At 39.7% G+C, this 19,440-nt stretch carries 14 protein-coding genes and 1 pseudogene; 4 read left to right on the forward strand and 11 right to left on the reverse strand.

The features are described from left to right. Window positions 1–135: 135 nt before the first annotated feature. The 4 genes from QM917_RS00005 to QM917_RS00020 form a co-directional block, all read right to left on the reverse strand. Window positions 136–2,820: a cation-translocating P-type ATPase gene (locus QM917_RS00005; RefSeq protein ID WP_414284202.1), complete on the reverse strand. Its 2,685-nt coding sequence runs from the start codon at window positions 2,818–2,820 to the stop codon at window positions 136–138. A 190-nt stretch (window positions 2,821–3,010) separates the two neighbouring features. Further along, on the reverse strand, window positions 3,011–3,979 hold the full coding sequence (locus QM917_RS00010; protein ID WP_414284204.1) for a glycosyltransferase family 2 protein: 969 nt from the start codon (window positions 3,977–3,979) through the stop codon (window positions 3,011–3,013). Further along, a complete protein-coding gene (locus tag QM917_RS00015) occupies window positions 3,972–5,003 on the reverse strand; it encodes an acyltransferase family protein (protein ID WP_049527994.1) in 1,032 nt (343 codons plus the stop codon). Before QM917_RS00015 ends, QM917_RS00010 begins: the two co-directional genes overlap by 8 nt. 1 nt (window position 5,004) lies before the next feature. Continuing rightward, window positions 5,005–6,615 carry a hypothetical protein gene (locus QM917_RS00020; protein WP_414275777.1) on the reverse strand — a complete coding sequence of 537 codons (1,611 nt, stop codon included), beginning with the start codon at window positions 6,613–6,615 and terminating at the stop codon, window positions 5,005–5,007. 157 nt (window positions 6,616–6,772) lie between these two features. On the opposite strand from QM917_RS00020, the gene QM917_RS00025 reads away from it, so the two are divergent. After that, entirely contained in the window at window positions 6,773–7,963 is a 1,191-nt protein-coding gene (locus QM917_RS00025; protein ID WP_414284206.1) for a cation diffusion facilitator family transporter, read from the forward strand. A gap of 40 nt (window positions 7,964–8,003) precedes the next feature. Here the strand turns inward: QM917_RS00025 and scrK are convergent, their stop codons facing one another. Both scrK and QM917_RS00035 read right to left on the reverse strand, forming a co-directional pair. Beyond that, window positions 8,004–8,891: a fructokinase ScrK gene (gene scrK, locus QM917_RS00030; protein ID WP_371607603.1), complete on the reverse strand. Its 888-nt coding sequence runs from the start codon at window positions 8,889–8,891 to the stop codon at window positions 8,004–8,006. Between the two features lie 307 nt (window positions 8,892–9,198). Further along, window positions 9,199–11,082, reverse strand: a complete 1,884-nt coding sequence (locus tag QM917_RS00035; protein WP_414275775.1) for a sucrose-specific PTS transporter subunit IIBC — start codon at window positions 11,080–11,082, stop codon at window positions 9,199–9,201. 363 nt (window positions 11,083–11,445) lie between these two features. Here QM917_RS00035 and QM917_RS00040 point away from each other — a divergent pair, with 363 nt between their 5' ends. Next, on the forward strand, window positions 11,446–12,900 hold the full coding sequence (locus tag QM917_RS00040) for a sucrose-6-phosphate hydrolase (RefSeq protein ID WP_414274065.1): 1,455 nt from the start codon (window positions 11,446–11,448) through the stop codon (window positions 12,898–12,900). Continuing rightward, window positions 12,881–13,846: a LacI family DNA-binding transcriptional regulator gene (locus tag QM917_RS00045; RefSeq protein ID WP_414274066.1), complete on the forward strand. Its 966-nt coding sequence runs from the start codon at window positions 12,881–12,883 to the stop codon at window positions 13,844–13,846. The genes QM917_RS00040 and QM917_RS00045 overlap by 20 nt, the downstream gene beginning before the upstream one ends. 244 nt (window positions 13,847–14,090) lie before the next feature. Here the strand turns inward: QM917_RS00045 and QM917_RS00050 are convergent, their stop codons facing one another. Continuing rightward, complete coding sequence (locus QM917_RS00050) at window positions 14,091–14,624, reverse strand: hypothetical protein (RefSeq protein WP_075231433.1); 534 nt, start codon at window positions 14,622–14,624, stop codon at window positions 14,091–14,093. A 272-nt stretch (window positions 14,625–14,896) separates the two neighbouring features. On the opposite strand from QM917_RS00050, the pseudogene tnpA reads away from it, so the two are divergent. After that, window positions 14,897–15,360, forward strand: a pseudogene (gene tnpA / locus QM917_RS00055) (IS200/IS605 family transposase). A 191-nt stretch (window positions 15,361–15,551) separates the two neighbouring features. Here the strand turns inward: tnpA and QM917_RS00060 are convergent. From QM917_RS00060 to QM917_RS00075, 4 genes are all read right to left on the reverse strand, one after another. Beyond that, window positions 15,552–16,826 (reverse strand): hydroxymethylglutaryl-CoA reductase, degradative, encoded by a 1,275-nt coding sequence (locus QM917_RS00060; protein ID WP_414284208.1) that lies wholly within the window; start codon window positions 16,824–16,826, stop codon window positions 15,552–15,554. Then, entirely contained in the window at window positions 16,826–17,998 is a 1,173-nt protein-coding gene (locus QM917_RS00065) for a hydroxymethylglutaryl-CoA synthase (RefSeq protein WP_414284209.1), read from the reverse strand. The genes QM917_RS00060 and QM917_RS00065 overlap by 1 nt, the downstream gene beginning before the upstream one ends. A 180-nt stretch (window positions 17,999–18,178) precedes the next feature. After that, a complete protein-coding gene (locus tag QM917_RS00070; protein ID WP_049503410.1) occupies window positions 18,179–18,628 on the reverse strand; it encodes a threonine/serine exporter family protein in 450 nt (149 codons plus the stop codon). Between the two features lies 1 nt (window position 18,629). Beyond that, window positions 18,630–19,388, reverse strand: coding sequence for a threonine/serine exporter family protein (locus tag QM917_RS00075; RefSeq protein ID WP_414284211.1), 759 nt, complete (start codon window positions 19,386–19,388; stop codon window positions 18,630–18,632). Between the last annotated feature and the right edge of the window lie 52 nt (window positions 19,389–19,440).

The raw sequence follows: 19,440 nt of genomic DNA on the forward strand, positions 1-19,440 counted from the left end.
GGATTTCGGAACTTTGACAACTTTAAGAAACGAATTTTCATCGCTCTGAATATAAAAATGAAGAGGACATCAATTGTCCTCTCCAGATGTTAGTTTTTATTCAACCCACTACAGTTGACAATGAGCCCATAATGCTTAAATAGCGTTTTTATCTTTTCCAAGTGCTCGTTGGATTGCTTTGACAATCTCAACAAGGACTACAATCATAAGCGCTCCTACGGCAACAACCATCCATTGAGTCAAACTCAAGTGTGACACGTGGAAGAGACTGTTAAATCCAGGAACCAAAATTGTCACCACAAAGAGGACGAAGGCAACTGGGATAGACCAGTTAAAGGTCTTGTTGGTAAAGAGTCCCACTTTAAAGATAGATTGGTAAACCGACTTAACGTTAAAGGCATGGAGCAATTGGATCAAACCGAGAGTTGCAAAAGCCATGGTAAGGGCATCCGCATGGATTTCAGTATGACTTTGGTGCTCTGGGAAGAGAAGAGCCCAACCATAAACACCTAGAACTAGCATGGTTTGGAAGATTCCTTGATAAATGATTGCTCCGAAGACACCACCATCAAAGAAGTTAGACTTACGTCCACGAGGTTTGTGAGTCATAACGCCTGGCTCAGCTGGTTCAACCCCAAGAGCGATAGCTGGAAGCGTATCTGTTACCAGGTTAATCCATAGCAAATGCACTGGTTGAAGCACATCCCAACCAAATAGGGTTGCAAAGAAGATAGTGAAGACCTCAGCCATATTGGCAGACAAGAGGTATTGAATTGATTTTTGGATATTTGAGAAGACCTTACGTCCTTCTTCTACCGCTACGATAATGGTTGCAAAGTTGTCATCGGCAAGGACCATATCAGAAGCACCCTTAGAAACCTCTGTACCAGTAATCCCCATACCGATACCGATATCAGCTGTCTTAAGTGATGGCGCGTCATTAACCCCGTCACCTGTCATGGCAACAACCTTACCTTCTTTTTGCCATGCTTTCACAATACGAACCTTGTGCTCAGGTGATACACGAGCGTAAACAGAGTATTGTTTGAAGACCTTTTGGAATTCTTCATCAGTGAGTTCATTCAACTCAGCTCCAGTGAAGACATGGTCTTCTGTATCATTTGGATCGATGATTCCAAGACGTTTGGCAATAGCTTCCGCTGTATCTTGGTGGTCACCCGTAATCATGATTGGACGGATACCCGCTTCCTTAGCAACACGAACAGCTTCTGCAGCTTCTGGGCGCTCAGGGTCAATCATGCCGACCAAACCAGAGAAGATGAGGTCAGATTCAACAATTTCAGATTCCAAGGTTGGAATTTCGTTACTTGTCTTGTAAGCCATCATCAAGACACGGAGGGCTTGTTTAGCCAAGTCTTTGTTGGTTGCAAGGATAGCATTTTTATCTTCTTCTGTGATTGGGCGAACTTCCCCATTGACTTCAATACGAGTCACGCGCTTGAGCAATTGGTCAGGCGCACCCTTGACAGCGATAAAGTAAGAACCGTCTGCTTCCTTATGAATGGTAGACATGAGTTTACGGTCTGAGTCAAATGGCAATTCAGCTACACGTGGCTCATCCTTCAAGACTTCACGAACATCAAAGTTGTGGTCCAAACCAAACTGTACAAGTGCTGTCTCCGTTGGATCACCAATCAGCTTACCAGATGGGTCCACCTTGGTATCATTGGCAAAGTTCATGATGCGAAGGGTATTGTTGCTAGCAGCAATCTCAGCTGCTGAGCTTTGCAATTGACCATTAGTATAGACTTTTTCAACCGTCATTTGGTTCATGGTCAAGGTACCTGTTTTATCAGATGCGATGATTTCTGTTGAACCAAGTGTTTCAACCGCTGGTAATTTACGAACGATTGAATTACGTTTGGCAAGGGTTGTTGTTCCCAAAGAGAGAACGATGGTTACAATGGCAGGGAGACCTTCTGGAATCGCCGCAACCGCAAGGGCTACTGCAACCATCAAACCTTCTAATGGATGTTCCCCACGGACGAAGACACCAACCAAGAAAGTGATAATCGCAATCACAACGATTAAGTAAGTCAAGGCCTTAGATAATTGTTCCAAGCTTTGCTTCAATGGTGTTTCTGTCTCATCGGCATTGGCCAACATATCCGCAATCTTACCAACTTCAGTATACATACCAGTGTTAGTCACGACACCAATACCACGACCGTAAGTTACGTTCGAGTTTTGGTAACCCATATTAACGCGGTCCCCAATACCAGCATCTGCTTCTACTACTTGAGTAATATCTTTTTCAACTGGTACAGATTCACCAGTAAGAGCAGCTTCTTCGATTTTAAGAGACGCCGCTTCAAGCAAACGCATATCGGCAGGCACCACATCTCCCGCTTCAAGCAAGACGATATCTCCAGGTACCAATTCTTTTGAGTCGATCTCAATGACATGACCATCACGACGAACACGAGCCATCGGGCTAGACATGTTTTTCAGAGCTTCAATTGCTGCTTCTGCTTGACCTTCTTGGTAAACACCAAAGGCTGCATTAAGAACAACTACGGCCAAGATGATAATGGCATCTGTTAAACCGTCCATTCCTTCTGTAATGACAGAAAGTGCCGCTGCCGCTAGCAAGATGATGATCATCAAATCCTTAAATTGATCTAGGAATTTAGCTAGCAGGCTACGTTTTTCGCCCTCTTCTAACTCATTACGACCATAAGTCGCTAAGCGTTCTTGAGCTTGAGCAGTTGACAAACCTTCGACAGATGAGTCCAAATTCTTTAGGACCTCCTCAGAAGATTGCGTGTAAAACAAATCTTTATTTTGTTCTTTTGACAAAACAGTCTCCTCCTTTTTGGCCTCTTTTTACAAAAAAAGAGACCTGTTTTTTAAAAAAACAAGTCTCGCTGTTTAATATAGTGCCGGAAATAATTCGGAATGACGACACTATCGCGGTTAACCGCCAGCTACTCCCTTGAGTAGTTCTATTATAACAGATTTTCAAAAGTTTTCAAGTGTTGGAGTGGAGTTAGTCATTATTCTCATCATAGGTGCGGTCGCTGATAATATATCTTGGACGTTGTTTCGTTTCTAGATAGATTTTTCCGATATATTCCCCAATTACACCAAGACTAATGAGTTGAACCCCGCCAAGTAAGCTTACAATGGCGTAGGTACTGGCCCATCCAGCTACTACTGTACCAACAAATTTGCTCCACAAAACCCAGATGATCAACAAAAAACTAAACAGTGAAGTCATAACTCCCAAGCTAGTAATCAAATGGATTGGTTTAATCGATAAGCTAGTAATTCCATCCATAGCTAGACCAAGCATTTTAGAGAGTGGATAGTGACTCTCACCAGCAATCCGCTCATGGCGTTTATAAGTCACGTAGGAATACTTAAACCCTACAAGAGGCATAATGCCTCGAAGAAATAAGTTTACTTCTTTAAATTTAGCAAGTTCATGAATAAAACGTTTGGAGACTAAACGATAGTCAGCATGATTAAAAACGACATCCGCTCCAAATAGTTGCATCACCTTATAGAACCCCTCTGCTGTAATACGTTTAAAAGCCGAATCTGTCTCTCGGTTATCACGAACGCCGTAGACAATCTCTGAACCTGACTTATATTCAGCAATCATCTGATTCATACAATCAATATCATCTTGACCATCTGCGTCAATGGTAATCACGATATCCGCAAATTCTGCAGCTTCGTACATCCCAGCAAGAACACTACTTTGATGACCACGGTTTCGACTTTGAGAAATACCTACAACAAATGGATTCGATGAAGCATATTCTTGGATAAGTTCCCAAGTTTTATCCTTACTGCCATCATTCACATACATGACCTTACTATTTGGATGAACCTCTTGATTTTTCACAAGCTCCTCTATTTTTCCCACAAACATTGGGTTAGTATGAGGCAATACCTGCTCTTCGTTATAACATGGAATCACGATATATAAAATCGGATTATTTCTACTCATTTTTGTCTCCTAACCTCTTAAATCCAAAAGGGAAATTAGTCCCTCTAAATACTCTGACAATCAATTCACACCCTACCAAAGTCAATATTGTCACAACACTTGTTGTAATATAGGCATTCACAAAAATACCGGTATATCTTGTAGATAATTGTAAAACTAATTTTTCTACCAATACTAAAACAATCGGGGCATGGACACCATAGTAAATCAAGGTTCTTTGACCGATTGATTTCAAGAGAGTCATTTCAGGAATTGACTTAAAGAATATGAGGGTGGACCATATACCTGAAATTGCAGCAATGTAAAACAAGAGATGGTTTCCAATCTGTTGATAGTAAAGATCAACAATCTGTTTCCCACTCCAATGATAGTTCAACCTACCAACAAATATAGTTAGCAATAAGGCAAGCGGCAAATAATAAATTGCAAAAAACTTTTCCATCTGCGCTAAATATTTTCTCACTCCGACACCTAAGAGTGTAAAGATAATGGCTACAGGGACCAGGTCAATATTCCAGATAAGATAAAAATGCCAAGCATAGATTTTTTGCCCTAAAATGACTAGAAGCAAGAGTGATACACTAATCAAAAACCATTGGATAATGGTCCATTTTTTTCTGAGAATAAAGTAACTAAAAACATGTGCTAAAAACATGACATTCAGAAACCATAACTGAAAATAAACATGCAAGCGGTCTGACAACAATAACTGTTTAGTAAAATGAATAAGATTAAAACTAAACACTTGTTCAGGATACATGACAAAGAGTTGAAAGAGAAAAACAAAAATATTCAGGCAAAAAAAGGGAACGACCAAACTTTTCACCTTGCTAAGAAAATATTCCTTAAATGTTTTGTATTTAGTGACATTTAAAGTAAAACCTGACAAGAAGAAAAATAAGGGGATATGAAAAACATAGAGGAGTATTTTTGCACCAAGAGGCACAAAACTGCTATGCCCTATAATAACAAGTATAATCGCTAGCCCCTTAGCCATATCTAGGTAACCTATGCGCTTTTTCATCCTATCTATCTTCTCCTGTTCTTAGTCGATAAAGATTCATATCAGAAGTGACCAACTCAACTTCTTCAAAATAAATATCTTTCTGGTAATGTTCTTTCATAATTTTTTTGACCCGATCCATATTTCCTGAGGAAGGTGACCAAAAGAATAGGATGTTCTCCTTATCTAAAGCCGATGAAAGAAGATTACTAGGGTCCTCCACATTGTAGTTTTCCATTAATTGATAGTAATGTGGCGAAAAAGTTTGCCAATTACCTAAGGTTGTTGTATTTTCAATTAACTGATCAGGCTTCATTCTAATCGTAGCCAAGCTTGGTTGAGAATTGACAAGTGTTCCATAACCGCCAAAAACAAGCAATTTATCAGAATGTTTTTCCACTACATCATGATACTCTGATATCATGGATGATTGAATGATTGGGAACCAGTAAAGTTCTTGTCCCACACTATTTACCCAGGCCATACTCGCCAGCATTCCTACAAGTTGTAGACTATAAAAAATTCCTCTTTCTTTCAACAGTTTACGCTTATTGTAAAATAAGGGCGCATAGTAGACGAAAAAGATTAAAAAGCTAACGATAATCGGGATATAAACACGTTCTACTACTCTCTGCCTAACAAATAGTGCACCGATGAGTGCAAATGGAACAAGCGGGAGTAACCAGCCATAGACTTTCTTAGGCTTGAAGAACAAAAACCAGCCAACCATAACAAGAAGAAAGGTTGTCAAAATAATGTTTTGGAAATAATCTTTCACCATCTGAAATACATTAAAGGAGTACTTCTCAGAGAAAGAACGTACGGATTGAATTTTTGTTAACAACTCATTGTTCAAAGCATCTTTTTCAGCAAATAACCAGTAGGTTGAAGCAGATAAGTCGTTTTCACTGACCCCCAATTCCTGAAATTCCTTGGCATGCTTCTCATAATCAATTGCAGGGAAATCTCTCAAATTGGTACTCAGAGTATTCCAAGTTAGGTATTCTTGAACATCTGGTTTCGTTAAGGTGTAAACTTTATTAGAAGCAAAGATAAGTAAAATAAGAGCAGATAATACGAAAAGCTCTTTTTTCTTTTTCTCTTTGATTACTTCAAAAACTAGAAACGGCAGTAAAAGTAGCAATAAACTGGCAATGATTTGCGGTCTAATCGACAATCCAATCAGAGACAACAGAGCTCCTACGATGTGTTTTCTATCGAATAATAAAAGTATCCCTGCTGTAGACAACAAATAAGCAATTACTGAAAACGAGAAATACTTCATCAAAATCATTTGAAGTATAACAAGTAGGGGAAGAACAAAATAAAGTTTCTTCCTGAAAAAAGAATCCAAGTATACACTAAAGCTCAAGCAAAAACTAAGGGCTAGGAAAATAAAATAAACATTCCAAGTTGTAAACAATTGCTGAAGGAATACTAAAGCAGATGACAACATAATCCCAATGTAAGGGAGCAACATATTATCACCAGATAGTATGGTTTGATTGACCATGATATCATCTACGACTGGATATTCAAAGCCTTTCATCAATCTATATCCATAAAAAATAAAAAATGGTAGCACAATCAAACCAATGCGAATCATTCTATCTGTGATTTGTTTTTGGGTCATGGAAAACTCTCTCTAAAATTATGATTACTTTATATTCTATCATATTTCAATCAAAAAATCTGTTGAATCAATGCAAATCTCCCCAACCACTCCATTTGAATTTTCCTTACAAAACCAGTATAATGATAGAATACAAAAATTCTAGGAAGAGAGTCAGATGAATCAATCAGTTTCAAACTTGAAATTAGCTGAGCGAGGTGCTATTATTAGCATCTTGACCTACCTTTTCTTGTCAGCAGCTAAGTTAGCAGCGGGCCACCTCCTTCACTCGTCCAGTTTGGTGGCGGATGGTTTCAACAACGTTTCTGATATCATCGGAAATGTTGCCCTCCTCATCGGGATTCGTTTGGCTCGCCAACCAGCAGATAGAGAACATCGCTTCGGTCACTGGAAAATCGAGGACTTGGCAAGTCTCATCACTTCCATCATCATGTTCTATGTTGGTTTTGATGTTCTTCGCGATACGATTCAAAAGATTATCAGTCGCGAAGAAACTGTGATTGATCCACTGGGAGCGATTTTGGGAGTGATTTCTGCAGTGATTATGTTTGGAGTCTATCTCTACAACACTCACCTCAGCAAGCAATCCAAGTCTAAGGCACTGAAAGCAGCTGCCAAGGACAATCTATCAGATGCCGTCACCTCACTTGGAACCACCATCGCCATCCTAGCCAGCAGTTTTAACTTCCCTCTCGTGGATAAATTGGTTGCCATCGTTATCACCTTCTTTATCCTCAAAACTGCCTACGATATCTTTATCGAGTCATCCTTCAGCCTTTCAGATGGTTTTGATGAGCACTTGCTCGAAGATTACCAAAAGGCTATCATGGAAATCCCTAAGATTAGCAAGGTCAAATCACAACGGGGTCGTACTTATGGAAGTAATATTTATCTAGACATTACTCTCGAGATGAATCCAGACCTCTCCGTTTTCGAAAGTCACAAAATTGCAGATCAGGTTGAATCCATGTTATCAGAACGCTTTGGCGTCTTTGATACCGATATTCATATCGAACCAGCACCGATTCCTGAAGATGAAATTCTAGATAATGTCTATAAAAAATTGCTCATGAGAGAGCAACTAATTGACCAAGGAAATCAATTGGAAGAATTACTGGCTGAAGATTTTATTTATATTCGCCAAGACGGACAAGAACTAGACAAGGAATCCTATAAGGAGCAAAAAGAACTAACCTCTGCTATCAAGGAACTTCACTTGACCTCCATTAGTCAGAAGACAAAACTCATCCGCTATCAGATTGGTGACACCATCCATACAAGTATCTGGCGCAGACATGAAACTTGGCAAAATATATTCCATCAGGAAACGAAAATTGAAAAAGACTAAAGAAAGAGGCCGAGATAAATCTCGACCTCATTTTTTTTACTTATTTTGCTACGCTCTTAGCAAGAACGAAGTTTCCAAGTGTAGCCGAACCATTACCTGCAACAGCTGGTGTCACGATATAGTCGCGTACATCCGGAACTGGTAGGTAACCATTGAGTAAGGATGTGAATTTCTCACGCACACGGTCAAGCATGTGTTGTTGGGCCATAACCCCACCACCAAATACGATAACGTCTGGACGGAAAGTTACAGTTGCGTTTACTGCTGCTTGAGCGATATAGTAGGCTTGAACATCCCATACAGAGTTGTTAAGTTCGATGTTTTCACCACGAATTCCTGTACGAGCTTCTAAGCTTGGACCAGCCGCAAAGCCTTCCAAACATCCTTTGTGGAAAGGACAAACACCGTTGAATTCTTTTTCAATATCCATTGGGTGTTTAGCCACATAGTAGTGTCCCATCTCAGGGTGACCCACGCCACCGATAAACTCACCACGTTGGATAACACCAGCTCCGATACCTGTACCGATTGTGTAGTAAACCAAGTTTTCGATTCGTCCACCTGCGTTATTACGTGCTACTACTTCACCGTAGGCAGAACTGTTTACGTCTGTTGTGAAGTACATTGGAACGTTTAGAGCGCGACGGAGGGCACCAAGCAAGTCCACATTTGCCCAGTGAGGTTTTGGAGTTGTTGTGATAAAGCCATAAGTCTTTGAGTTTTTGTCAATATCAATGGGACCAAATGAACCAATTGCAAGACCTGCAAGATTATCAAATTTTGAAAAGAACTCGATGGTTTTATCGATTGTCTCGATAGGAGTTGTTGTTGGAAATTGTGTTTTTTCTACAATGTTAAAGTTTTCATCACCGACAGCACAGACAAATTTTGTACCGCCCGCTTCCAAGCTTCCGTATAATTTTGTCATGATAAACCTCTAGTTTTTATTTTCTCTATTATAGCATATTTCAAGGAGGAAAGTTGCCCTATATTTTAGTTTTTCCTCTGTAAATTTTAAGATTCAATCAAAAACGAACAAACATGACATTTGTTCGTTTTTTGATCTATTAAATCGAAAGTAGTGTACTCAATGAAAATCAAAGAACAAACTAGGAATCGAGCTGTGGATTGCTCAAAGCACGGCTTTGAGGTTGTAGATAGAACTGACGAAGTCAGTAACACATACATACGGCAAAGCGAGTATGACGCAGTTTGAATTTGATTTTCGAAGAGTATTAAGCTTTAACTTCGATGATTGCATCTCCCTTAGCAACTGATCCAGAAGCAACTGGATTTACTGAAGCAAAGTCTGCAGTGTTTGTCACGATAACCATTGTTGTATTATCAAGGCCTGCAGCAGCAATCTTAGCTGAGTCAAATGTTCCAAGAACATCTCCAGCTTTAACCTTGTCACCTTGAGCAACTTTTTGGTCAAATCCTTCACCGTTCATTGAAACAGTGTCGATACCCACGTGGATCAAGATTTCAGCTCCGTTTGCAGTTTTCAAACCATAAGCATGTCCTGTTGGGAAGACGATTGTCACTTCAGCATCAGCTGGTGCATAAACAACATCTTGACTAGGTTTTACAGCGATACCTTGTCCCATAGCTCCACTTGAGAAGACTGGGTCATTAACGTCTGAAAGAGCAACGACGTCACCAACGATTGGTGTTTGGATGACACCTTCGCTAGGTGCAACAACAGTACCAGTTACTGCTTCGTCAGCCAAACGTTCAGTTGTAGCTTCTGAAGCCACTTCTGCTTCATCTTCATAACCAAACATGTAAGTAAGAGCAAAACCAAGAGCGAATGATACAGCTACCATAAGAAGGTATTGTGGAAGTTGTCCGTTACCAATGTAAAGCATTGTACCAGGGATGATTGTGATACCATTACCAGTACCAGCAAGTCCAAGGATAGATGCCAATCCACCACCGATTGCACCAGCAATCAATGAAAGGAAGAATGGTTTACGGAAACGCAAGTTAACCCCGAAGATAGCAGGCTCAGTAATACCTAGGAAGGCAGAAAGAGCAGCTGGGAAAGCAAGTGTTTTAAGTTTAGGATTTTTAGTTTTCACACCAACGGCTACTGTCGCAGCACCTTGAGCAGTCATGGCAGCTGTGATGATAGCGTTGAATGGGTTAGCATGGTCAGCAGCAAGCAATTGAACTTCAAGCAAGTTGAAGATGTGGTGAACACCTGATACGACGATTAATTGGTGAACTCCACCAATCAAGAAACCACCAAGTCCGAATGGCAAGTTAAGAATTGCTTTAGTTCCAATGAGGATGTAGTTTTCAACAACGTGGAAGACTGGTCCGATAACAAACAATCCAAGAATCGACATTACAAGGAGTGTTACGAACGGTGTTACCAAGAGGTCAAGTACATCTGGAACAACCTTGCGAACTGCTTTTTCAAACTTAGCTCCGACAACCCCGATAATGAAGGCTGGAAGAACTGAACCTTGCAAACCTACAACTGGGATAAATCCGAAGAACTGCATTGCAGTTACTTCACCACCAGACGCAACAGCCCAGGCATTTGGAAGTGAACCAGAAACGAGCATCATACCAAGAACGATACCAACGGCTGGGTTACCACCGAATACACGGAAGGTTGACCAAACAACCAAACCTGGCAAGATGATGAAGGCTGTGTCAGTCAAGATTTGAGTGTAAGTTGTCACATCTTCTGGAAGTGTCATTCCAAGAGCATTCAAGAGACCACGAACACCCATGAAGAGACCAGTTGCTACGATAACTGGAATGATTGGAACAAAGACGTCACCAAAAGTACGGATGGCACGTTGGAACCAATTTCCTTGTTTAGCAGCTTCTGCCTTCATCTCATCCTTAGATGTCGTTGGCAAACCAAGAGCTACGACTTCGTCGTACATCTTGTTTACTGTACCTGTACCAAAAATGATTTGGTATTGACCTGAGTTAAAGAAAGCACCTTGAACTTTTTCCAAGTTCTCGATAGCATCTTTGTTGATCTTCGCTTCATCTTTCACCATAACACGAAGGCGAGTCGCACAGTGGGCTACACTGTTAACGTTCTCACGTCCACCCAAGGCTTCGATGACTTTTTTTGCAATTTCTGTATTGGTCATTTGCAAAAATCTCCTTATAAAAAAATTTGTTCTTGTTTGAAAGCGATTTTACTCGCCTCACGAATATTATTCTATCACGTTTTAAAAATATGTCAAGCGTTTTGCAGAAAAAATTTTGCTATTTTTTATTTTTTGATTGTTTTTGCTATTTTTTTCATCAACACAGCCATAACACCCTCTAAAATCAAGGTTTTTACTTTAAAGTTTTCAAAAACTTCCATATTTTCATCATTTTTCATAAAATTACGTTCCTAGATTCTGTCAATCGTTTGACATTTTTTTCTTTAATTTAGTGTAAAAGACTTGCTTTTTTATAAGGAAACGTTTACTATTAAGATAGTAGAATTTATGGAGGAAATAGAAATGGAATGGACTACTGAACGTCGTTACAGACGTTATGAAGATTGGACACAAGAAGAAAGAAAAGAAATCCAAGAAAAGATGGCGCAATCCCCATGGCATGTCAGCTATCACATTGAACCAAAGGAAGGACTTCTCAACGATCCAAACGGTTTTTCTTATTTTGATGGTAAGTGGATTGTCTTTTACCAAAACTTCCCCTTTGGAGCAGCCCACGGCTTGAAATCTTGGGTTCAACTTGAGAGTGACGATTTGGTGCACTTTACTGAAACAGGTGTTAAAATCTTGCCTGATACTCCACTGGATAGCCACGGCGCTTACTCTGGATCTGCTATGCAATTTGGCAACCAATTGTTCCTTTTCTATACAGGAAATGTCCGTGATGAAAACTGGGTTCGCCACCCTTATCAGATTGGTGCCTTGATGGATAAGGACGGTAAGATTGAAAAAATTGACAAAGTTTTGATTGATCAACCTGCTGATGCTACTGACCACTTCCGCGATCCACAGATTTTTAACTTTAAAGGACAATACTACGCAATCGTTGGTGGACAAGACCTGGAGAAAAAAGGATTTGTCCGTCTCTACAAAGCAGTCGATAACGATTATACAAACTGGCAAGAAGTTGGTGATTTGGACTTCAACAATGACCGCACTGCCTATATGATGGAGTGCCCAAATCTTGTCTTTGTCGGAGAACAACCTGTCCTTCTCTACTGCCCACAAGGTTTGGATAAAAAGGTTCTTGACTATGACAATATCTATCCAAATATGTATAAAATTGGTGCTTCCTTTGATCCTGAAAATGCACGTATGGTAGATGTTTCTGAACTACACAATCTAGACTATGGTTTCGAAGCATATGCCACTCAAGCCTTCAATGCCCCTGATGGACGCGCTCTTGCTGTTAGTTGGCTTGGTTTGCCAGATGTGTCTTATCCATCTGATCGTTTTGATCACCAAGGGACTTTCTCATTGGTCAAAGAATTAACCATTAAAGATGGCAAACTCTATCAGTATCCTGTAGCTGCTATCAAAGAACTCCGTACCTCAAAAGAGGAGTTTTCAAATCGTTCTGAAACCAAAAACACCTACGAACTCGAACTTAACTTAGCAGTTAATAGTCAAAGTGAAATCGTTCTTCTTGCAGATAAAGACGGTAAGGGACTCTCCATCAATTTTGACCTTGTCAATGGTCAAGTTACTGTTGACCGCAGTCAAGCAGGTGAGCAATATGCTCAAGAATTTGGAACTACTCGCTCATGTTCAATCGACAACCAAGCTACTACTGTAAATATCTTCATCGATAATTCAGTCTTTGAAATTTTCATCAATAAAGGAGAAAAAGTATTTTCTGGTCGTGTCTTCCCTCATGAAGATCAAAATGGAATCCTCATTAAATCTGGAAACCCAACTGGAACATACTACGAATTAGAATATGGTCGCAAAACTAACTGATGTCGCAAAATTAGCTGGCGTCAGCCCTACTACTGTTTCACGTGTTATCAATAAAAAAGGTTATCTGTCTGAAAAAACTATTCAAAAGGTCAATGAAGCTATGCGGGAGTTGGGTTATAAACCCAACAACCTAGCTCGTAGCCTCCAAGGGAAATCAGCCAAGTTAATTGGGTTGATTTTCCCAAAAATCAGCCATGTTTTCTATGCTGAATTGATTGACAAATTGGAACACGAACTCTTCAAAAAAGGCTACAAGACAATCATCTGTAACAGTGAGCACGATTCGGAAAAAGAACGTGAATATCTTGAAATGCTAGAAGCCAACCAAGTGGACGGCATTATCTCTGGTAGCCATAACTTAGGGATTGAAGACTACAATCGCGTAACAGCTCCAATTATTTCTTTTGACCGAAACCTATCACCAGACATTCCTGTCGTTTCCTCTGATAACTATGCTGGTGGAGTCCTTGCAGCTCAAACTTTAGCGAAAACTGGAGCTAAGTCTGTCATTATGATTACAGGTAATGATAACTCCAATTCACCAACTGGACTTCGCCATGCTGGTTTTGCTTCAATCTTACCCAAGGCTCCCATTATCAATGTTTCCAGTGACTTTTCACCCCTTCGAAAAGAAATGGAAATCAAAACTATCCTAACCAAACAAAAACCAGATGCTATTTTCGCATCAGACGATTTAACAGCCATCTTGGTTATGAAGATTGCTCAGGAACTTGGTATCTCTGTTCCAGAACAACTCAAGGTTATTGGTTACGATGGAACTTATTTTATCGAGAATTTCTATCCTCACCTTACTACCATTAAACAACCCTTGGAAGAAATTGCTCGCCTGACAGTTGATTTACTACTTCAAAAAATCGAAGGAAAAGAAGTTGCCACAACCGGTTATTTCTTACCAGTTTCCCTCCTACCAGGAAAAAGTATTTAAACAAAAAGAGTCTGAGACAAAATAGTTCTCAGACTCTTAATTTAGTATACTATCAATAAATAATATTATAGAAGCAATAATAACTATAATTTTACCTATTTGGATAAGCTTATTTTGAGATTTAAATATATTTTCTAACAAAAATATTTGGATCACACACATTATAGGAATTAAATTTTTTGAAATTGAGAAGTACCCAAACAAATAGACTATAAATAATAAAAATAAAACTATATTGTATTTCTTATTCAAAACAGTTATCACTAATTGCCTTAATTCCCAAAATAGTAGATCCCATGTCAACTACAGCATATCCGAATTTTGTAATATTGTCGTAATTAGCTCCAGATTCAGCAATGGATATTAAAGCAGAAGCGGCTGCCTTGATACCTCCTACTGCTGCTATAAATTGTTTAATTTTAACAAGCATACCAATACCAACAGCAGCAGATCCTACTGCCCAAGCAACTGCACCGACACATCCCCAAAAGTCTCTGAACTGTACTTCATTATCAAATTTTAAATCTATACCTTTACTAAGCATATATTTATCAATTTCTTCCTGATTCCCTCTTTCCAACATTCCTTGTGGCATTTCATCTACTGCTTTTAAAATTAATAAAATAGATTCTTCCGATAAATCTTTAAAAGTATTTCCAAGTTTTGTCGCTGAAACCACCTCATTAGCATGAACAACTGAAACACCTTCTGTAAGTGCTATATTCAATATTACTGTACTAAGTAATGCAACACTCACCATTTTTATTTTTTTATTCATAATCAAAAATCCTCCTCTCTATATTTTTTGATTAAGAATCTTAATAATTTACAACTATGTTATAACAAAAAAATGAAAGCGTTGTCAATACATACGTCTTGTTTTTTTGAACAAAAACAGAAAAACTGGCAAATAATGTCATTGAATTAAGAAACTCAAATACGATTCTGTATTTGAGTTTCTTTTATTATGTGACTTTCAGTCCGTCTCGCTCCGTTAGGTGCGAGACAATAAAGGTGTTCAAGCCAATTGTAAAGCGAAAGGAGAAAACCATGATACAAAAGTCTCATAGTTTATCACACACAAAGTGGCACTGTAAGTATCACATTGTGTTCCCCCTAAGTATAGACGAAAAGTCATCTATAATCAATATCGGAGTAGTTTAGGTGAAATATTTCATCGTTTGTGTAGTTATAAAGGAGTTGAAATTATCGAAGGACACTTGATGCCAGATCATGTACATGTGTTAGTCAGTATTCCACCAAGGATAAGTGTTTCTAGTTTCATGGGTTATTTAAAGGGTAAAAGTGCACTCATGATGTTTGACAAACACGCCAACCTCAAGTACAAGTTTGGAAATCGACATTTCTGGGCGGAAGGTTATTATATGAGTACAGTAGGGCTTAATGAAGCCACGATAAGGAAATACATACAAGATCAGGAAAAGCATGATATAGCACTAGATAAATTAAGTATGAAAGAATATGAGGATCCCTTTAGGGATAGTGGTAAGTAATACTCACGCCTCTTTAAGAGGCAAGTGACGAGTCAAGAGCAATGAGGCTTGAACAACGTGAAAGCCAGCGTCTTTAGGCGCTGGCTGGTAATTTGGGCTTATAGCCCTGGTACAAACCACCCGTCAAACGGGTGGTTATGATTTGAAAAAACAGTAAAAAGCGCTAAAAATCAAACCAGTCTGAGTTTTTCTTATGATCTTAATTTTTTCAAAAGAGTCTGTGCTTTTTCTAAATTAAAGGTTTTTTCAGCAATCAAGTTTTCTACTAACTTGGGTACTTCTGCCTCAGTCGCACCTGCTAAAAGCGCTAAAGATTTCGCTTGAAGCTTCATGTGTCCATGCTGAATCCCTGTACTGACCAAAGCCTTAAGAGCTGCAAAATTCTGCGCAAGACCAATCGAAACGATAATTTGAGCCAATTCTTTGGCTGATGGATGACCTAGCAACTCATGGCTGAGTACGACTCGAGGATTGAGTCCAATCGACCCACCCTTGGTGGCAACTGGCATCGGCATGGTCATCTCTCCAATAAGCTCTTCGCTTTCCAAATCTATAGTCCAACGACTGAGTCCTTTATAGCTACCCTCGTGGCTCGCATAGGCATGCGCTCCCGCTTCAATGGCACGCCAATCATTTCCAGTAGCAATCAAGAAAGCATCAATTCCGTTAAAGATTCCCTTATTGTGAGTAGCTGCCCTGTAAGGGTCTGCTTGGGCAAACTGACTGGCCAATACCATTTTTTCTGCTAATTCACATGCTTCATCTTTTTGACGACTCAAATAACGAAAGGCAATGCGACAAGTTGCAGTTACTAGAGAATCTGTAGCGTAGTTGGATAAGATTCCCATTAAACTTTGCCCTTGACTGAGAGTTTCTAGACTAGGTTTTAGAGCCTCAAGCATGGTATTGAGCATATTGGCACCCATGGCTTCCTGAGTATCCACATGGAGATAAACTACTAAAAAGTCCGTCTCACCAGAAATTTTCTCAACCTTTAAATCACGAGCACCACCGCCTCGTTTGACAATAGAGGGATAGGCTTGATTTGCCAGTTCCATCAGTTCCGCCTTTTGACTCAGAATGGCCTGGCAAGCTAAGTCCCTATCTGGGACTTGATAGAGAGCCACTTGACCGATCATTTGACGTTGGTGAACCTGAGTAGTAAAACCGCCTGCTCTTTTGATAATTTTGCTTGCAAAACTAGCTGCAGCAACAACAGATGGTTCTTCGGTCACATAGGGAACGGTATACTCCTGACCATTTACCAGAACTTCTGGAACTACTGAGTAAGGAAGCGAGAAGGTCCCCACCACATTTTCACTCAATTGGTCCGCTACTGCTAGACTGAGATTTTCATTCTGCTCAAGACTTTCTTGGGCTTCCATAGAAGTAAGCGCCTGAGACTTAACTAGCTCTAGGCGCTCTTGAATTGATTTTTTAGCAAATCCATTCCAATTTTTTTTCATTATTTTTCAACCTTGCTGTAGCGTCGTTGGTGGTCTACAATCTCAACCAGAGCATAGTCTTGTCCTTCATAGCCTGACAAAGTTGCAGAACCAGACTCATCTAAGTTTGCTTCTTCAAAGAAGATTCGTTCATAGTCAGCAACACTCAAAGCTTGACGTTGATCTAGCAAATCTAAGCGATTTTTCCGCAATTGCTTTTCAAAACCTTCAACCAATACTACACTAAAGAACTCAGATACAGCACCACTACCATAGCTGTAGAGGGCAATCTTATCCCCAGCTTTGAGACTATCAGAATTTTCAAGTAGAGACAAGAGACCTAAGAAGAGTGAACCTGTATAAATGTTCCCAACTTTTTGGCTATAAATAATAGATTCATCAAAGTGCTTTTGAAGCAAGTCCTTCTTCTCTTGAGGCAAGGATTTGTCTAGGATTTTTTTCAATCCTTTGAGAGCTAGCTTCGGATATGGCAAGTGGAAACATACAGCTTCAAAATCATCCAAAGTACAGTCATAACGCTTTTGGTACTCTTCCCAAGTCGTTTTTAAGCTATCAAGATATTGCTGCGTTGAGTAAACCCCATTTACAAATGGTGTTGTCGAGTAATTTGGACGCCAAAAGTCCATAATGTCACGAGTCTGCGCAACGTTATCGTTGTTGAATACCATAACACGTGGGTTTTGGCTAATCAACATAGCAACACAGCCTGCACCTTGAGTTGGTTCTCCAGGAGTTTCGACACCATATCTTGCAATATCACTAGCAAGCACCAAAACCTTTGATTTAGGAGAATTTTCTACATGTAACTTAGCATAGTGAAGGGCCGCTGTTGCACCATAGCAAGCTTCCTTGATTTCAAAACTACGAGCAAAAGGTTGAATCCCAAGCAAACCGTGTACAAATACTGCAGCTGCCTTACTTTGATCAACTCCAGATTCTGTCGCAACGATAACCATATCAATCTCTTGCTTCTCTTCTTCAGTCAGGATAGAATTACCTGCACTGGCAGCCAAGGTAACAATATCCTCTGTCAAAGGAGCAATACTCAATTCTTTTAAAAGGAGTCCTTTACTCAATTTTTCAGGATCAATTCCTCGGGTTTCTGCTAAATCTTGTAATTTCAAAACGTATTGACTGGTCGCAAAACCAATCTTATCAATACCGATTGTCATATTTACCTCTATTTTTATCATTCATTGTAAAAAATCGTTCACCTCTATTTTATCACAATTGAAGTCAAAAGCACGAAAAAAGACTTGATTCCCCAAATCAAGTTTGCTCATAAATTTAAGTATCAGACTTTAATCAAGCAAGGTCCTAGCATAAACCGATCAGCACAAAAAAATCGAGTCTTAGCTAGCTCGATTCTTTTTGAGATAATGATACAATTTCAACAAAACTGTCCCACTGGCCATTCCAATAGAGATAACGAGAGCTAGCATCATGACTAACATGGCACTAGAAATGGCATGGCCGTAGTCACCTGTAACGAAGAAGGATGTGGTTCGGTAAGATAGATAACCTGGTACTAATGGTGCCAGAATGGCTAGGGCAAAAACTACTGCTGGCGTTTTGTAGAGAATACTCATAATCTGGCTGACACAAGAACCAATCACCGCAGCAATAAAGGTTGCCAAAATAACATTGGTTGGTTCCTTGAGTATCAAATAGAGTAGCCAGATAGACATTCCTAAAACTCCACCAGGGATAAGCATGGAACGCTGGACATTTAAAACGATTAAAAAGGTAATAATGGCAAGCAAACTTGCCAGAGCTTGCAATAAAAATGTTGTTAGTGTCATATTAGTTCATGAGTAAGAGGGCGACTGATGTTCCAGCCCCTAAGGCAAGGGTAATCAGCAAGGATTCAAACATCTTGCTCATACCAGAGTTGATATGGTTGGTCATAATATCTCGAACAGCATTAGTCAGGGCAATTCCAGGTACAAAAGGCATGACCGCACCCGCTATCACCAGATCAGCTGTCGACGGCAAACCAGAATAGCGCGCCCAAAATTGTGCAATCAAACCAAAGACAAGAGCTCCTGCGAAAGCAGTCATAAAAGGGATATGAATAAACTTTTCTACATAGAGAGAGCAAGTAAAAGCAAACAAGGTCGCCACTCCTGCTCCGATGGCATCATAGACATTCCCACCAAACATGATTGAAAAGAAAGGAGCACTGAGGGTCGCTGCAGCAGTTAGTTGAACATTGGTATAGGGAGACGCCTTGGCATTCAATTCCTTTAGTTGGATAAAGGCTGTTTCCAAATCAAGCTGTCCTGATACAAGCTGCCGTGAAATCTGGTTGACATCACACACCTTCTCAATATTATAAGCAGAGGAGGTCACTCGCTTCATACGAGAGATATTTGTATTTTCAATGGAGAAAAAAATGGCGGCAGGCATGGCTAAAACATTACAATCCATAATACCCTGTGAATGAGCAATCCGAATCATGGTATCTTCAACACGATAAATCTCAGAACCATTGCGAAGCAGAATTGTTCCAGCTAGCATGATGACATCAATAACTGCATTCAGTTTTTTTGATTCTTCCATGTTTCCCTCCTTTTTCAAACTCCATTTTATTTTATCATAATTTCGGAGGAAA

The organism is Streptococcus infantis (assembly GCF_047460685.1).
GTDB classification, from domain to species: domain Bacteria; phylum Bacillota; class Bacilli; order Lactobacillales; family Streptococcaceae; genus Streptococcus; species Streptococcus infantis_AD.

Bases quoted from the DNA above. Each gene is read 5' to 3' on its own strand.
- QM917_RS00070 (WP_049503410.1), bottom strand. From the start codon at position 18,628: ATGACACTAACAACATTTTTATTGCAAGCTCTGGCAAGTTTGCTTGCC.
- QM917_RS00050 (WP_075231433.1), bottom strand. From the start codon at position 14,624: ATGAATAAAAAAATAAAAATGGTGAGTGTTGCATTACTTAGTACAGTA.
- QM917_RS00060 (WP_414284208.1), bottom strand. From the start codon at position 16,826: ATGAAAAAAAATTGGAATGGATTTGCTAAAAAATCAATTCAAGAGCGC.
- QM917_RS00045 (WP_414274066.1), top strand. From the start codon at position 12,881: ATGGTCGCAAAACTAACTGATGTCGCAAAATTAGCTGGCGTCAGCCCT.
- QM917_RS00040 (WP_414274065.1), top strand. From the start codon at position 11,446: ATGGAATGGACTACTGAACGTCGTTACAGACGTTATGAAGATTGGACA.
- QM917_RS00015 (WP_049527994.1), bottom strand. From the start codon at position 5,003: ATGAAAAAGCGCATAGGTTACCTAGATATGGCTAAGGGGCTAGCGATT.
- QM917_RS00025 (WP_414284206.1), top strand. From the start codon at position 6,773: ATGAATCAATCAGTTTCAAACTTGAAATTAGCTGAGCGAGGTGCTATT.
- QM917_RS00065 (WP_414284209.1), bottom strand. From the start codon at position 17,998: ATGACAATCGGTATTGATAAGATTGGTTTTGCGACCAGTCAATACGTT.
- QM917_RS00035 (WP_414275775.1), bottom strand. From the start codon at position 11,082: ATGACCAATACAGAAATTGCAAAAAAAGTCATCGAAGCCTTGGGTGGA.
- QM917_RS00010 (WP_414284204.1), bottom strand. From the start codon at position 3,979: ATGAGTAGAAATAATCCGATTTTATATATCGTGATTCCATGTTATAAC.
- QM917_RS00020 (WP_414275777.1), bottom strand. From the start codon at position 6,615: ATGACCCAAAAACAAATCACAGATAGAATGATTCGCATTGGTTTGATT.
- scrK (WP_371607603.1), bottom strand. From the start codon at position 8,891: ATGACAAAATTATACGGAAGCTTGGAAGCGGGCGGTACAAAATTTGTC.
- QM917_RS00075 (WP_414284211.1), bottom strand. From the start codon at position 19,388: ATGGAAGAATCAAAAAAACTGAATGCAGTTATTGATGTCATCATGCTA.